13 protein-coding genes are annotated in these 14,828 nt (G+C 59.2%); 7 read left to right on the top strand and 6 right to left on the bottom strand.

Annotated elements, in window-relative coordinates; translation table 11 throughout:
• Positions 1-44: 44 nt before the first annotated feature.
• Positions 45-278 carry a hypothetical protein gene (locus tag ACA044_RS09425; RefSeq protein WP_497446116.1) on the bottom strand — a complete coding sequence of 78 codons (234 nt, stop codon included), beginning with the start codon at positions 276-278 and terminating at the stop codon, positions 45-47.
• 110 nt (positions 279-388) lie between these two features.
• On the opposite strand from ACA044_RS09425, the gene ACA044_RS09430 reads away from it, so the two are divergent.
• Positions 389-2,062 (top strand): DEAD/DEAH box helicase, encoded by a 1,674-nt coding sequence (locus ACA044_RS09430; protein WP_095078676.1) that lies wholly within the window; start codon positions 389-391, stop codon positions 2,060-2,062.
• A gap of 88 nt (positions 2,063-2,150) precedes the next feature.
• On the opposite strand, the gene ACA044_RS09435 is transcribed toward ACA044_RS09430, so the two are convergent.
• Positions 2,151-2,918: a DODA-type extradiol aromatic ring-opening family dioxygenase gene (locus ACA044_RS09435; protein ID WP_497446117.1), complete on the bottom strand. Its 768-nt coding sequence runs from the start codon at positions 2,916-2,918 to the stop codon at positions 2,151-2,153.
• Positions 2,919-3,021: 103 nt separating this feature from the next.
• On the opposite strand from ACA044_RS09435, the gene ACA044_RS09440 reads away from it, so the two are divergent.
• The gene (locus ACA044_RS09440) at positions 3,022-3,678 is read left to right on the top strand and encodes a thiopurine S-methyltransferase (protein WP_497446118.1); all 657 of its coding nucleotides are present in this window, start codon (positions 3,022-3,024) and stop codon (positions 3,676-3,678) included.
• A gap of 198 nt (positions 3,679-3,876) precedes the next feature.
• Here ACA044_RS09440 and htpX read toward each other — a convergent pair whose 3' ends face one another.
• Positions 3,877-4,764: a protease HtpX gene (gene htpX / locus ACA044_RS09445; RefSeq protein WP_007895034.1), complete on the bottom strand. Its 888-nt coding sequence runs from the start codon at positions 4,762-4,764 to the stop codon at positions 3,877-3,879.
• A 317-nt stretch (positions 4,765-5,081) separates the two neighbouring features.
• On the bottom strand, positions 5,082-6,293 hold the full coding sequence (locus ACA044_RS09450; RefSeq protein WP_008009397.1) for a pyridoxal phosphate-dependent aminotransferase: 1,212 nt from the start codon (positions 6,291-6,293) through the stop codon (positions 5,082-5,084).
• Between the two features lie 225 nt (positions 6,294-6,518).
• On the opposite strand from ACA044_RS09450, the gene msrB reads away from it, so the two are divergent.
• The 3 genes from msrB to ACA044_RS09465 all read left to right on the top strand — a co-directional run bounded on the left by msrB (position 6,519) and on the right by ACA044_RS09465 (position 8,029).
• Entirely contained in the window at positions 6,519-6,914 is a 396-nt protein-coding gene (msrB, locus tag ACA044_RS09455) for a peptide-methionine (R)-S-oxide reductase MsrB (RefSeq protein ID WP_448724853.1), read from the top strand.
• Between the two features lie 171 nt (positions 6,915-7,085).
• Entirely contained in the window at positions 7,086-7,571 is a 486-nt protein-coding gene (locus ACA044_RS09460) for a glutathione peroxidase (RefSeq protein ID WP_497446119.1), read from the top strand.
• Positions 7,568-8,029: a MarR family winged helix-turn-helix transcriptional regulator gene (locus tag ACA044_RS09465; protein ID WP_008145868.1), complete on the top strand. Its 462-nt coding sequence runs from the start codon at positions 7,568-7,570 to the stop codon at positions 8,027-8,029. The genes ACA044_RS09460 and ACA044_RS09465 overlap by 4 nt, the downstream gene beginning before the upstream one ends.
• Here ACA044_RS09465 and ACA044_RS09470 read toward each other — a convergent pair.
• On the bottom strand, positions 8,013-10,334 hold the full coding sequence (locus tag ACA044_RS09470) for a hybrid sensor histidine kinase/response regulator (protein ID WP_497446120.1): 2,322 nt from the start codon (positions 10,332-10,334) through the stop codon (positions 8,013-8,015). The genes ACA044_RS09465 and ACA044_RS09470 overlap by 17 nt on opposite strands.
• 154 nt (positions 10,335-10,488) lie before the next feature.
• Between ACA044_RS09470 and ACA044_RS09475 the strand changes: the two genes are divergently transcribed.
• On the top strand, positions 10,489-11,379 hold the full coding sequence (locus ACA044_RS09475; protein ID WP_052963990.1) for an ATP-binding protein: 891 nt from the start codon (positions 10,489-10,491) through the stop codon (positions 11,377-11,379).
• Complete coding sequence (locus ACA044_RS09480) at positions 11,376-11,858, top strand: GAF domain-containing protein (RefSeq protein ID WP_007940023.1); 483 nt, start codon at positions 11,376-11,378, stop codon at positions 11,856-11,858. Before ACA044_RS09475 ends, ACA044_RS09480 begins: the two co-directional genes overlap by 4 nt.
• Here the strand turns inward: ACA044_RS09480 and ACA044_RS09485 are convergent, their stop codons facing one another.
• Complete coding sequence (locus ACA044_RS09485; protein ID WP_497446121.1) at positions 11,859-14,804, bottom strand: HD domain-containing phosphohydrolase; 2,946 nt, start codon at positions 14,802-14,804, stop codon at positions 11,859-11,861.
• Between the last annotated feature and the right edge of the window lie 24 nt (positions 14,805-14,828).

A 14,828-nucleotide genomic window follows, 5' to 3' on the forward strand; every position in this document is an offset into this window, starting at 1 on the left:
ATCGCAGGTCTGCGTCACAAAGATGAACCGTTTTAGCGCTATCGTCAGCAGGGCCGGGCCTTTGAAAAATAGACCGTTGCACGATTATCCGCAAAGCCCGTGACATAACGGTGCGCGCCGGTTTTTTCCGATAAAAAAAGCTCCCTTTTCGGGCGAATTCCGGTATAGTGCGCGCCGGCCTTTAACCGGGCCGCGTTTAGGTAGCGCAATTCCCCGAAGCCAGCTTCGGCTGCACGTCCGCACAGCGGACTCTTCCTTGACGAATCTTTTTCATTCATTCGTTTTCGCAAATCCCCGCCGACAAAGCAGCCAGGGCGACTCTTGAGTCTTACACGGCATGCGCAGCTTTGGAGCATGGGTCTTTGCGGATGCACTTAGAGGCAGACCCATGACCCAGGAAACCGGCGGCTTCGCCGCTTTTAATCTTAATCCGAATATTCTTGCAGCCGTCATTGCGACCGGCTACGAAGAACCTTCGGCTATTCAGCAGCAATCGATCCCGATCATCATGGCCGGTCACGACATGATTGGTCAGGCGCAAACCGGTACGGGTAAAACCGCCGCGTTCGCCCTGCCGATCCTGCACCGCATCGATCCTGCCAAGCGCGAGCCGCAAGCCCTGATCCTGGCGCCAACCCGTGAGTTGGCGCTGCAAGTAGCAACCGCTTTCGAAACCTACGCCAAGCAAATGCCGGGCGTTACCGTTGTGGCCGTTTACGGCGGCGCGCCTATGGGCCCGCAACTGAAAGCAATCCGTAATGGCGCACAGATCGTTGTCGCCACACCGGGCCGTCTGTGCGACCACCTGCGTCGTGACGAAAAAGTCCTGGCTACCGTGAACCACCTGGTTCTCGACGAAGCCGATGAAATGCTCAAACTGGGTTTCATGGACGACCTCGAAGTTATCTTCAAGGCCCTGCCAGCAACCCGTCAGACCGTATTGTTCTCGGCTACCCTGCCGCAGTCGATCCGTGCCATTGCCGAACGCCATCTGCGCGATCCGCAACACGTGAAGATCCAGACCAAGACTCAGACCGTTACCGCGATCGAACAGGCTCACCTGTTGGTTCACGCTGACCAGAAGACCTCGGCTGTATTGAGCCTGCTGGAAGTGGAAGATTTCGACGCCCTGATCATGTTCGTGCGCACCAAGCAAGCGACCCTGGACCTGGCCAGTGCCCTGGAAGCCAAAGGCTACAAAGCCGCTGCGCTGAATGGTGACATTGCTCAGAACCAACGTGAGCGCGTGATCGAATCCCTCAAGGATGGCCGTCTGGACATCGTTGTGGCGACCGACGTTGCCGCTCGTGGCCTGGACGTTCCGCGTATCACTCACGTATTCAACGTTGATATGCCGTACGACCCGGAATCCTACGTTCACCGTATCGGCCGTACCGGCCGTGCCGGTCGCGAAGGTCGTGCACTGCTGCTGGTGACTCCTCGCGAGCGCCGCATGCTGCAAGTGATCGAGCGTGTCACCGGTCAGAAAGTAGCCGAAGTTCGCCTGCCGGACGCTCAGGCTGTTCTCGATGCTCGCATCAAGAAACTGACCAACAGCTTGTCGCCGCTGGTCGCTGATGCCGAATCGACCCACGGTGATCTGCTCGATCGTCTGACTGCCGATATCGGTTGCACCCCGCGTGCACTGGCCGCTGCTCTGTTGCGCAAGGCTACCAACGCTCAAGCGCTGACCCTGGCCGCGATCGAGAAAGAACGTCCACTGGTGCCGAACAATGCACCGCGTGGCGATCGTCCAGAGCGTTCCGGTGATCGTCCGGACCGTGGTGACCGCGAGCGTCGTGCTCCGGTCCCGCTGGCTGAAGGTCGTGCTCGTTGCCGTACCGCGCTGGGTGCGCGTGATGGTATCGCTGCCAAGAACCTGCTGGGCGCCATCCTCAACGAAGGTGGTCTGGCGCGTGAAGCCATCGGTCGCATCCAGGTGCGTGACAGCTTCAGCCTCGTCGAGCTGCCGGAAGATGGTCTGGAGCGTCTGCTGACCAAACTGAAGGACACTCGCGTTGCCGGTAAGCAGTTGAAGCTGCGTCGCTATCGCGAAGATTGATCCGCTCTCGGGCTGATTGATCGAACATAAAAAATCCCCGACTGGTTCGGGGATTTTTTTCGCCTGCTGTTTGTGCCCGGTCTACCTGTCAGCCAAAACGATAAATGTCCATCCCCAGCGCCCCCATGGTGAACCCCTGATGGGCCACGCTGAACTCACCCCCGGCCGCGCGGGCAAAGTACAGCGGTAGCAAATGCTCGTCACTCGGATGGTTACGTACAGCGTTCGGAGCTTGCTGACGATAGTCGTGCAACGCGGCTTCGTCGTTCGCTTCGAGTTTCTCGATCATCCAGTCGCGGAACGCCTTGGCCCATGGTTCAACGCTTTCCGGGCCGGCATGCCAGTCCAGTTCGCGCAGGTTGTGGGTGATGCTGCCGGAGCCGATCAACAGCACGCCGTGTTCGCGCAGGCTGGCCAAGGCACGGCCGACGCGGGTTTGCAGGGCAGGGCCGCCACGGGTGGGTAGCGAAACCTGCACCACCGGGATGTCAGCCTGCGGATACATCAACGACAAGGGCACCCAAACGCCATGGTCGAACGGTCGCTGGGTGTCGATGCGCGCAGGCAGGCCATCGGCCTTCAGCAGCTCGGTAACTTCCGCCGCCAGTTGCGGATTGCCGGGTGCCGGGTACTGCACTTCGAACAAGGCCTGCGGAAAACCGCCGAAGTCATGCCAGGTTTCGGGTTGGGGATTGCCGCTGACCAACAGTTCGCCGCTTTCCCAGTGTGCGGAAACCATCACGATGGCCTTGGGTTTCGGCAACGCGGCGGCCAGGCGTGCGAGGGCCGGCCCGCTGGCGCCAGGTTCCAGGGCTAGCATGGGGGAGCCATGAGATATATACAGGCTGGGAAACATGAATGAGCTCCTGAGAGTAAGATGGCACCATCTTCAGTCAGATCATTGATCTAAATCTAATATAAGTTTTAGGGTCTTTTGATCGAATTTTTCGGGGTTAACTATGCAGCCGGAGTTTTGGCACAAACGATGGGCGTCGAATCAGATCGGCTTTCATCTGCCGGAAGTGAATCCCTATCTGCAACGGTTCTGGCCGCAGCTGGGCCTTGATGAGGGTTCTCGCGTGCTGGTGCCGTTATGTGGCAAAAGCCTGGACCTGTTGTGGCTGGCGCACAGCGGTCACGAGGTTCTGGGTATCGAACTGTCGGAAAAGGCCATTGAGGACTTTTTCAATGAGCATCAACTGGACCCGGCCGTCAGCGAGCAGGGGCCTTTCCAGGTTTATCGGGCGGGGTCGATCGAGCTGTGGTGCGGTGATTTCTTCGAGTTGACGGCAGGCGATGTCGCCGATTGCGGCGCGCTGTACGACCGCGCGGCGTTGATTGCCTTGCCGCCGGCGATGCGTGAGCAATACGCAGCTCATCTGATTCGGATTCTGCCGAAGGATTCTTTAGGGCTTTTGATTACGCTGGATTACGACCAGGCGCAGATGGCCGGACCGCCGTTTGCTGTGCTTGATGACGAAGTGCAACGGTTGCTGGGTGTTTCGTGGGAGCTGAAGATTCTGGAGGATCAGGACGTCCTGGGTGAGAGCTGGAAGTTTCTCGAGGCTGGTGTCACGCGGCTTGAGGAGCGGGTGTATCGGGTTTCCAGTCGATAAAAGGGTATTGTTGCGGGCTTCTTCGCGGGCAAGCCTCGCTCCTACAGGTTTTGTGTAATTCGCCGATTATGTGAGCGACACAAGACCTGTAGGAGCGAGGCTTGCCCGCGAAGAGGCCTGATGAACACCACACCAACCAGAAGTCAAAAAGAAAAGGCCCGCATTCACTGCGGGCCTTTTCTTTTAGTGCAGAGCCTGTCAGCCCCGACGACGCAGTGCGTCGATGCGTTCTTCCAGCGGCGGGTGGCTCATGAACATACGGGCGAACCCTTGTTTGAGGCCACCGTTGATGCCGAAGGCATTCAGGGTGTCCGGCATGTGCACCGGCAGCCCTTGTTCTGCCCGCAGACGCTGCAGGGCACCGATCATTGCGCTGGTACCCGCCAGGCGTGCGCCGGCTTCGTCGGCGCGGAATTCGCGTTTGCGCGAGAACCACATGACGATGGCGCTGGCCAGGATGCCCAGAACCAGTTCAGCGAAGATGGTCGCCACGTAGTAGGCAATGCCCTGGCCTTCTTCGTTCTTGAAGATCACCTTGTCGACAAAGTTGCCGATGATCCGGGCGAAGAACATCACGAAGGTGTTCACCACGCCCTGGATCAGCGCCAGGGTGACCATGTCGCCATTGGCCACGTGGCCGATTTCGTGGGCCAGAACGGCTTTCACTTCATCCGGCGAGAAACGCTCGAGCAAGCCCTGACTGACCGCGACCAGTGCGTCGTTCTTGTTCCAGCCGGTGGCGAAGGCGTTGGCTTCATAGGCCGGGAAAATCCCGACTTCGGGCATCTTGATCCCGGCTTCGCGGGACAATTGCTCGACGGTTTGCAGCAGCCATTGCTCGTGCCGGGTGCGCGGCTGGCTGATGATCTGGGTGCTGGTGCTCATCTTCGCCATCCACTTGGAGATGAACAGCGAGAACAGGGAACCGGCGAAACCAAAGACCGCACAGAAAATCAGCAGCTGATTGAGGTTGAGATCAACCCCATTGGCCGCCATGAACCCGTTGAAGCCGAAAAGGCTCAGGGTGATGCTGGCAATCAGCACGACCGCCAGGTTAGTGGCCAAAAACAGCAAAATGCGCATCATGGTTGTAGAAATCTCCTCGTGCTAAAGATGTAGCGTACTGCGGGGTATATAAGGTGCTGCACCGGGCTATTCAACCGAGTGACTATTTCAAACTGTGTCCTACGGCAACAGTCTAGCTGTTTGAAGGGTATTTCCGACGTCGGCATGGGAAACGGTTGACAGCCAATTAGCGTTGCAAGCCCCCGCCGTTGTTAGGCGCGGGCATGAAACGTGTCGTCAGTCAGCGCTTGAAACAATGATGCAGGGCAGGGCGCACAGATGTGTTGCTGAATTAATCACCGTGCGACTTTCGCAAGCGTCGCACGGTGACAGGCTACTTACTGGCGATAGGACTTGAGGAAGTTACCGATCCGGCCGATGGCCTGATCCAGGTCGTCGAGCCGTGGCAGGGTGACCACACGGAAGTGGTCCGGCCATGGCCAGTTGAAGGCCGTGCCTTGTACCACCAGCAGCTTCTCCGAGAGCAGCAGGTCGAGTACGAATTTTTCGTCATTGTGGATCGGGCAGACTTTCGGGTCGATCCGCGGGAATGCATACAGCGCGCCCATCGGCTTGACGCAGCTCACGCCCGGAATGTCGTTCAGCAGTTCCCAGGTACGATTGCGCTGTTCCAGCAGGCGCCCCTGGGGCAATACCAGGTCATTGATGCTCTGGTAGCCGCCGAGTGCGGTCTGAATCGCGTGCTGGCTCGGCACGTTGGCACACAGGCGCATGTTGGCCAGCATGTCGATGCCCTCGATGTAGCTCTGGGCGTGGTGTTTCGGGCCGGAAATGGCGATCCAGCCGGAACGGAAACCGGCCACGCGATAGGACTTGGACAGACCGTTGAAGGTCAGGCACAGCAGGTCCGGTGCCAGCGAGGCGGTGCAGATATGCACGGCGTCGTCGTACAGGATCTTGTCGTAGATCTCGTCGGAGAACACCACCAGATTGTGCTGGCGCGCCAGTTCCAGCATGCCCAGCAGTACTTCTTTCGAATACACGGCGCCGGTCGGGTTGTTCGGGTTGATGATCACCAGAGCCTTGGTGTTCGGGGTGATCTTGGCCTTGATGTCGGCCAGATCCGGCCACCAGTTGGCCTGTTCATCGCACAGGTAATGCACCGGGTTGCCGCCCGCCAGGCTTACTGCGGCAGTCCACAGCGGATAGTCGGGAGCCGGCACCAGCACTTCGTCGCCGTTGTTGAGCAGGGCCTGCATCGACATCACGATCAGCTCGGAAACGCCGTTACCCAGGTAGATGTCTTCGATGCCGACGCCTTCCACCTGCTTTTGCTGGTAGTACTGCATCACGGCCTTGCGGGCGCTGAACAGCCCTTTGGAGTCGCTGTAGCCCTGGGCAGTCGGCAGATTGCGGATCACGTCCTGGAGGATTTCATCCGGTGCTTCGAAACCAAAGGGCGCCGGGTTGCCGATGTTCAGCTTGAGGATGCGATGGCCTTCCTCTTCCAGGCGTTTGGCGTGCTTGAGCACTGGGCCGCGAATGTCGTAGCAGACGTTGGCGAGCTTGTTCGATTTGCTGACCTGCATGGCGATGTGTTCCCGAAAATGAACGATCCAGGCGGCGTATGAACGACCGTGCTGGGAATCCTGCGTATTCACACAGGCCTGACGCCTTGAGTGCCGGCACTCATAATCCGTTTGAATGCGCGTGGTCTGGCTGCCAGACTGGCGTTTGACGAGGCGCAATCATACGTGCCGCCCGATCCGTGGAAAAGGTACAGATCGGGCTTTTTCAGCTGCTGAGGTGTGATGATGGAAAAGTTGGAAAAAACCCTGGAAGAATGGCGGGCCATGCTCGATCCGGAGCAGTACAACGTTTGCCGCCTCAAGGGCACCGAACGGCCGTTCTCCGGCAAGTACAACGACAGCAAGGTCGACGGTGTTTACCACTGCATCTGCTGCAATGCGCCTCTGTTCGACTCAAAGACCAAATTCGATTCCGGCTGCGGCTGGCCGAGTTTCTACGCGCCGATCGGCGACAGCGCCATGGTCGAGATCCGTGATGTCAGCCACGGCATGATCCGCACCGAAGTGGTCTGCGCCACATGCGATGCGCACCTTGGGCATGTGTTCCCGGACGGTCCGCCGCCCACTGGCCTGCGTTATTGCATCAACTCGGTGTGTCTGGACCTCGTTCCCCGCTCGTAATGCGAGCCCCGTAGGAGCGAAGGCGTCTTGGCATTCAACACCGATGTTGACTGACCCGGCGCCTTCGCGAGCAAGCTTCGCTCCTACAGATGAACGGCGTTCAATATTTTAAATTGCACACAATTCAATTGCTCGCTATGTTTGTTCTTTCTTCTACTCGGAGTTCGTGCCATGAGCGAAAACCTGCTGAGCATCCCGTGCACCACGATCAAGGGTGAGCAAAAGACCCTGGCCGATTTCGCCGGCAAAGCGGTGCTGGTGGTCAATACTGCCAGCAAATGCGGTTTCACCCCGCAGTACAAAGGCCTCGAAGAGCTGTGGCAGACCTACAAGGATCAAGGCCTGGTGGTGCTTGGCTTTCCTTGCAATCAGTTCGGCAAGCAGGAGCCGGGTAACGAGGGGGCGATTTCCGAGTTCTGCGAGTTGAACTACGGAGTGAGCTTCCCGCTGTTCAAGAAGATCGACGTCAACGGTGCTGGCGCCCATCCACTGTTCGTTCAGCTGAAAAAGCGCGCACCGGGTGTATTGGGTTCCCAAGGCATCAAGTGGAACTTCACCAAGTTCCTGATTGGCAAGGATGGCCAATTGGTCAAGCGTTTCGCGCCGGCGACCAAGCCGCAGGACCTGAGCCGCGAGATCGAAGCCCTGCTCAAATGAACACGTTGTCGGTTGATTCGCTAAAGCTCGACAGTCAGCTCTGCTTCAAGCTGTACGCTGCCTCTCGGGCGGTAATCCGAGCCTACAAGCCGATGCTTGATCAGTTGGGCCTGACCTACCCGCAATACCTGGCGATGCTGGTGCTGTGGGAATGGCAGGAAGCAGCGCCGGAGCAGCCGACGGTCAAGGCCCTGGGTGAGCGCCTGGCGCTGGATTCCGGAACCCTGACGCCGCTGCTCAAGCGTCTTGAACAGCTACAACTGGTGCAGCGTCAGCGTTCAGCGCGCGATGAGCGCGAGGTGCACCTGAGCCTGTCGCCCACCGGCAAAGCCTTGCGCGATCAGGTCGGGCCGCTCAAGGCTCGGCTGTTGTGCGATAGCGGCGTCGATCTGGATCGCCTGAATGATCTGCGCGATGGCCTCGATCATCTGTTGGGGCAAATCAAAGCGCTGTCGTAGTGGGTATCCACAAGTCGAGCAGGGCCGCCAGTTCTTCCCGGCGGAAGGGTTTGGCCAGGTAGTCGCTCATGCCCGCGGCACGGCAGCGTTCGCGTTCTTCGGACATGGCGTTGGCGGTCAGGGCAACAATGGGCAACTGTGGCCAGCGCCCGCTGCGACGGATTTGCCGACTGGCTTCATAGCCGTCCATCACCGGCATGTTGCAGTCCATCAGCACCAGATCGAATTCGCTCTGCTCAAGCTGATCCAGCGCTTCGGCGCCATGGGCCGCGACGCTCACCTCGCAACCGAGTTTTCCGAGCATTCCCTTGGCCACCAACTGATTGACCGGGTTGTCCTCCACCAGCAGGATGCGCCCGCGTCGTTGGGGTGACAGGACTTCGATCCGGGCGCCGTTGATGGTGTTGAGTTCCGGCTGCAAGATCCGCCGCAATGTCTGGTAGAGCGCGTTGCGTGCCAAAGGCCGCGCCTGTTGCTGCAAGGGCGCCAGAGCGTTGGCTTGTTCGCTGGGCAGGAAGCTGCCGTAAGCGGTCACCAGCAGAATCGGCGCGGTGAAGGTAGGGCGCAAGCCAAACAGGCATTCGGGACAGTCGGTGATCAGCACATCCGGCTCCAGGCCAATCAACCGGTCATCGATGGAACGTTGCTGATAGTCGAGCCCCCAACCGGGCAACAGACTGTTCAACAGTTCCGCCAGACCGCTGCTGGCGGCGGTGATTGCGATGATATTGCCCTGCAGCGGTGCCGGGGACACGGTCGGGGTATGGCAGGGCAGCGGCAGGTCGGCGCAGAACTGACTGCCAAAGCCTGCTTCCGAGCTGATTGTCAGACGCCCTTGCATGGCTTCGCAGAGGTTGTAAGTGAGCGCCAGACCCAGGCCGGTACCACCGAATTGCCGGGTAATGCCGGCACCGGCCTGGGTGAACGGCTGGAAGATTTTGACTTGCGCGTCCTGGGCGATGCCAATGCCGGTGTCGCAGACTTCAATTCGCACGCCGTCTTCGAACGTTGAAAGACGCACATCGACCCGCCCGAAACGGGTGAACTTGAGGGCGTTGGACAACAGATTGCTGACGATCTGCCGGACCCGGGTCGGATCACCGAGCACCAGTGCAGGAAATTGCGGATCGATCAGGCACGCCAGCTCAACGCTCGGCGCGGCGTTCTGGGACAGCAGGTTGGCGGTGTCTTCGATCAGCGAGCCGAGGTCGAATGGAATGTGTTCGAGTTCGAGCTGGCCGGCATCGAATTTCGACAGGTCGAGAATATCGTTGAGCAATTCCACCAGTACTTTGCCCGAGTCATGGGCGATGGACAGCTGTTGCTGCTGCTCGGCATTGAGCGGGCCGTCCAGCGAGAGCGCGATCATCCCCAGCAGACCGTTGAGGGGCGTGCGGATTTCATGACTCATGTTGGCCAGAAACACCGAGCGCGCTTCGGCCATGTCCAGGGCAGTGCTGCGGGCGACTTCCAGCTCCTCGTTCGATTGACTGAGCCGAGTGTTGATCGCCTTGAGCTCCGCGGTGCGGGCGGAGACGATATTTTCCAGCTGCGACAGGTAGTCGGTCAGGCGATTTTCGGCGTTGCGCCGTTGCTGGATTTCGGTGGCGATATTTTCGAACTGCTGATTGGCGACCTCGACCAAGACTCCGATTTCATCGTTTTCATGCCCCGTCGGACATTCCAGCCACGTCGGCTCCGCGCTGCGTGGATCACGCCCACTGAGTTCGCGGATGACCCGCACCAGCGGTTTGGTCAGCATCACGTAAAACAGCGCCAGCAGAATGCCCGTGAGAATCAGGCTGCGCGCGAAGCCGTTGAGCAGGGTCACTTCGGCCCGGCGCAGGAAACGACTGCCGAAGGTGTAGGTGTCGACTTCCAGGCGCAAAGTCCCGAGGGATTCGTCCGGCAAGTTGTCGAGATAGAGGCGGTCTTCGAACTGCCGGTTGGCGCCGAACAGGAAGTCGCTGATCATCCGGTCATTGTTTTCCAGACCTGGGCGTTTGACGCTGGCCAGCACAGTATTGTTGTTGTCTGTCAATTGCGCGCCGATGATTGCCGGGGAGCGCAACAGACCCAGGGCCAGTTCCTGAGCGAGTTCGGCATCGATGTTATAGGCGATGCGGGATGCGGGGTTATGGCTGATTTCCAGCAAGGACAGTATTTCGCGGTTGATGGAGGCATCTTCGCTGGCATAATCGATGCCTATTTGCAGCAGGCTGAGCAGCGTGCCCAGAATGAAACCGGCCAGCACCGTAATCCTGGCTTGTTTGTACGACAGCCGATGGCTGAACTTGATATCCATGGGATGTTGAACCACTTCCGTTTCCCTTCGCTGCTCAAGCATAGTCGATCATCAATGGATACCGATGTTCTCGCAAAACACCTATAGGGGGTGTAGACGCTGTATTTCGTCGCTGTATCGCCATCATTACCTTGAACGTGCCCGAGGAGAAGACGTGGATTCCCGATTGAATGCTTTTCTTGAACGCGCCGATGCCGTTTTGGCCCGTATCGAACCGCTGCTTCCCGCGCCTCGGCAAGCCATCGACTGGACGCACTGCCTGGCCGCACGCTGGCAGCGCGAGGGACGCAGCGGTTTTCTGTTGCCGCTGCAAGTCAGCCTGGACACGCGTTTGTCCGATTTGATCGGCGTTGACCGGCAACTGGAGCAACTGGGCCGCAACACCCAACAGTTCCTCGACGGCATGCCGGCCAACCACGCTTTGCTCTGGGGCTCGCGTGGTACCGGTAAATCGTCGCTGGTGCGCGCCTTGCTGTCGGAACACGCCAAGAGCGGTCTGCGGCTGATCGAGATCGAACGCGATCACCTGGCGGACTTGCCGCGCGTGGTCGAGCAGATCGCCAAGTTGCCTCAGCGCTTTGTGCTGTTCTGCGATGACCTGTCGTTCGAGTCGGGCGAAGGCGATTATCGCGTACTCAAAAGCGTACTCGATGGTTCGCTCGAACAGGCGCCAGACAACGTTCTGCTGTACGCCACCTCCAACCGTCGCCATCTGGTGCCGGAAAAGGAAAGCGATAACGAAAACTGGAAAAGGGTCGATGGAGAACTCCATCCCAGTGAGGCGGTGGAAGACAAGATCGCGCTGTCGGACCGCTTTGGTCTGTGGCTGTCGTTCTATCCGTTTACTCAGGAGCATTTCCTCAACGTCGTCGAACACTGGATCGGCCAATTGGCCGACAAGGCCGGCCTTGAGTGGCAGCGTGACGAAGAGCTGGACATCCTCGCAGTGCGCTGGGCCACGGGCCGGGGTAATCGCAACGGGCGATGCGCGTATCAATTTGCCCGCTATTGGGTCGGGCTGAAGCTGTTGGAGCACAAGGCATGATCGATTTACAAAAGAGCGGCCAGGGCTTGGAGGGCTACGGCATGCTGTGGGCGCAGCTGGAATCATTGCTGGCAGACGAGCGTGATTTTATCGCCAACGCTGCACAATTTTCGGCGTTTCTGTTCAATCAGCTCGATGACCTGAACTGGGCCGGTTTCTACCTTAATCGCAACGAAGAACTGGTGCTTGGCCCGTTTCAGGGGCAGATCGCCTGCGTACGGATTCCATTCGGCCGGGGCGTGTGCGGGGCGGCGGCAGCCACCTTGCAGACTCAACGGGTCGAAGACGTACACGCGTTCCCCGGGCACATCGCGTGCGACAGTGCCTCGAACAGCGAGCTGGTGGTGCCGCTAGTCAAGGACGGTCGACTGATTGGCGTGCTGGACCTCGACAGCCCGAAACTGGCGCGTTTTACCGCTGACGATCAGGCCGGTATCGAGCAACTGGCGGCGATTTTCCTGCGTCTGACCGACTGCTGATCACGCTTTCAATCCGGCCTTGATCAGCAGACTTGAGGGGTCGACGGCATCGATCTGTCGTGGCTCGAGGAATTGACTGGCGTACTGCAAGTAGATTTCATCGGTGATGAACAGCCCGAACAACTCAGCGTCGATGTGGGCGTCACGGCACATGGTGGCCATGATGCTCAGGGCTTCGCTCAAGGACTTGGCTTTCTTGTAGGGGCGATCGGCGGCGGTCAGCGCTTCGAAAATATCGGCAATCGCCATCATCCGCGCCGGCAGGCTCATGTCTTCGCGCTTCAACCGTTTGGGATAACCGGTGCCGTCCATTTTTTCGTGGTGGCCACCGGCGATTTCCGCGACATTGTTGAGGTGGCCGGGGAAGGGCAGGTGACTGAGCATCAGGATCGTCTGCACCATGTGGTGATTGATGATGTAACGCTCCTCACGGGTCAGGGTGCCTCGGGTGATGCTCAGGTTGTAGAGCTCGCCCCGGTTGTACTTGTAGCGTGGCACGTCGAGTTTGAACCCCCAGGGATTGTCGGCCGGGATCAGTTCGCTGTCGGCACGTTCGAGCAGGTGTTCGGGTTTATCCGCCAACAGCGGCTCGCTGACCGGCAGGGCCGGCGTCGGGGTCCGGGCCTGGCGACGGTTCTCTTCCCACGAAACGCCAAGCCGATCATCCAGGGTTCGGGTCCAGGTACGTTGGGCGATGGTATTGAGGCGTTGCAGATCGGCCTCGGCCATGACCTCGCTGCCGAGGTTGCAGCGGGCGATGAACGCGAAATCATCATCCAGCGCCGCCAGGTTCGCATTGCGCAATTGCGCCAGATGCGGCTCGTCACCCCCCAGGGCGATGGCCTGCCAGTAGTTGATCCAGGCATCACGCTTGAGCACTTCGAAGCGAGTGCGGATTTCGTGGATACGGTCGTTCAAGGTTTCGAGTTTCGTGGCTTTATCGACGACGTATTCAGGGGTCGTGACCTTGCCGCAGTCATGCAGCCAGGCGGCGATGTGCAGGGCTTCCCACTCATCGTCGGTGGGTTGATAGCTGCTGAAGGCCGGGTCCTGACTGGCCGCGGCCGCCTGCGCCAGCATCAACGTCAGTGCCGGTACCCGCTGGCAGTGCCCGCCGGTATAGGGGCTCTTGGCATCGATAGCACCCGCCAGCAGTTGAATAAAAGAGTCCAGCAACTGTTTCTGTCTGGCTTGCAGGCGCTGACTTTCGATACTCACGGCGGCCGCGCCGGAAACCGCCTGGAGAAACGCGATGCGATCCGGGCGCAGTTTTTCCAGGTCGTCTTGCGTGCCGCTGTCGGTCAGTAGCAGGACCAGCAGGCCCACGGTTTCGTTATGACGATTGTGCAGCCGGATACCGATCAGATGAACCCGTGGGCACTCCAGCGCGAGCAAAACCTTCTGCAAATCCCCCGCCTCTTCGAAACCCAGGCTGATGACGACATTATTGGCGTTTGACAGCTTTTGCATCCATTGAGGGCTTTGCGGATCCTGAGGCGCGTGACCTTGAATGTCGAATGACCGCAATGCCTGTGGGATGCCATTGATGACCAGCGCATGAGGCTCCACGCGATCATCATCGCTTTCCCGCAGGTAGAGCAGACCGGCCTGGGCTTGACCGATCTTCGCGGTTTCAAACAGCACCCGTTGCAGCAAGGGGGCGAAACGGGTCTCGGCGCTCAGGCTGTCGGTGATTCGGAAAAAACTCGCCAGGGTGTCTTTCATGCGTGCCATCGACACGCTCAGTTGGTCGACCTCAAGCACCGGCGAGCGACGGGTGGTCGGAAAGTTGAAATCGAAACTACGAATCGCATCGGCTTCCTGAACCAGGGCGCGCAAGGGTTTGACCAGGATCCTCGACGTCAGCCAACCCATTGGCAGGCACAACAGCAGCGTCGCCAGGGTAATCAGCGCACCTTGCCAGCGCATGCGGTAGGCATCGACGAGCAATTCGTCCTCCGGCACCAGCAGCGCCAGTTGCAGTCCCTGCGGGCCACCCTCCTGGATGCTGCTGCGCGCCACGATCCATTGGCGGTCTGTGGCGCTCAGGCGTTTGACCTTGGGAGGGCTGGTGAGCAAGGCCGCGAGGCTGGGGCTCAGGTCTGCGGCTTTGATCAACCGTGCCGTCTGGTCGTCGACGATCAGTTTGCTGCTGTCAGGGTAGGCGATGGCATTGCCCTGGGCATCGAACAGCACAATTTCGGTACTGGGTGTCACCACATGTTTGGCCAGGGTCGCTGACAGCTCAGCCAGCGTAAGGTCGGCCCCCATCACAGCTTGTTCGCCACTGCGCCGGGCCAGGGTGGTGCCGACGTTGTGGGTGGAGAAAAAAAGATAAGGTTCAGTGGTGATCTGATCCGGGGCACTGCGGGCGCTGGAGAACCAGGCGCGGGTACGGGGGTCGTAGGTTTCTTCGGGGTTGTCCTGACGGCTGATGAGGGCCAGGTTCTGATCGAAAAACAATGATTGGGAACGGACCTGACCGTTGCCTGGGTGCTCGATGCTCCATACCTGATATGCCGCGGTGTCCGGCGCCTTGACTAGCGTTTTCAGGGTGACGGTGCGCAGGGGGCGAACCATGAAGAAGTCGCCGTTGCCGTAGCCCAGGTACAGCGATGCCAGATCAGGGTTGTTCTTGAGGGATTGGCTGAAGGGCTTGAGCAACGCCAGGCGCTGCTCAAGGTCGGGCGCCCGGGTTGTTGGATTGTCCGCCAGCAGGCTCAGCAGATGACGAATCGGCTCATAGGTGCGATGCAGGTCCAGACGGACATCCTGCTCAATGCGGTTGAAGAGTTTTTCGCTGCTGGAAAGAATGATCTGGGTGGTTTGCCGGTAGTTGAAAATGCCCAACACCACCCCGGTCAGCAACAACAGGAAGGTGAACATCACGCTGATATGGATATGCAGGGGAAACCGGCGTTGATCCGGGCGCAGTGGGCTGGGCATTGCAGCTTTCTCCATGATGATGAA

The organism is Pseudomonas sp. LBUM1673, from assembly GCF_059695645.1.

Coding starts and splice junctions, on each gene's coding strand:
- ACA044_RS09425 (WP_497446116.1), bottom strand. CDS start 278: ATGAATGAAAAAGATTCGTCAAGGAAGAGTCCGCTGTGCGGACGTGCA.
- ACA044_RS09430 (WP_095078676.1), top strand. CDS start 389: ATGACCCAGGAAACCGGCGGCTTCGCCGCTTTTAATCTTAATCCGAAT.
- ACA044_RS09435 (WP_497446117.1), bottom strand. CDS start 2,918: ATGTTTCCCAGCCTGTATATATCTCATGGCTCCCCCATGCTAGCCCTG.
- ACA044_RS09440 (WP_497446118.1), top strand. CDS start 3,022: ATGCAGCCGGAGTTTTGGCACAAACGATGGGCGTCGAATCAGATCGGC.
- htpX (WP_007895034.1), bottom strand. CDS start 4,764: ATGATGCGCATTTTGCTGTTTTTGGCCACTAACCTGGCGGTCGTGCTG.
- ACA044_RS09450 (WP_008009397.1), bottom strand. CDS start 6,293: ATGCAGGTCAGCAAATCGAACAAGCTCGCCAACGTCTGCTACGACATT.
- msrB (WP_448724853.1), top strand. CDS start 6,519: ATGGAAAAGTTGGAAAAAACCCTGGAAGAATGGCGGGCCATGCTCGAT.
- ACA044_RS09460 (WP_497446119.1), top strand. CDS start 7,086: ATGAGCGAAAACCTGCTGAGCATCCCGTGCACCACGATCAAGGGTGAG.
- ACA044_RS09465 (WP_008145868.1), top strand. CDS start 7,568: ATGAACACGTTGTCGGTTGATTCGCTAAAGCTCGACAGTCAGCTCTGC.
- ACA044_RS09470 (WP_497446120.1), bottom strand. CDS start 10,334: ATGGATATCAAGTTCAGCCATCGGCTGTCGTACAAACAAGCCAGGATT.
- ACA044_RS09480 (WP_007940023.1), top strand. CDS start 11,376: ATGATCGATTTACAAAAGAGCGGCCAGGGCTTGGAGGGCTACGGCATG.
- ACA044_RS09485 (WP_497446121.1), bottom strand. CDS start 14,804: ATGCCCAGCCCACTGCGCCCGGATCAACGCCGGTTTCCCCTGCATATC.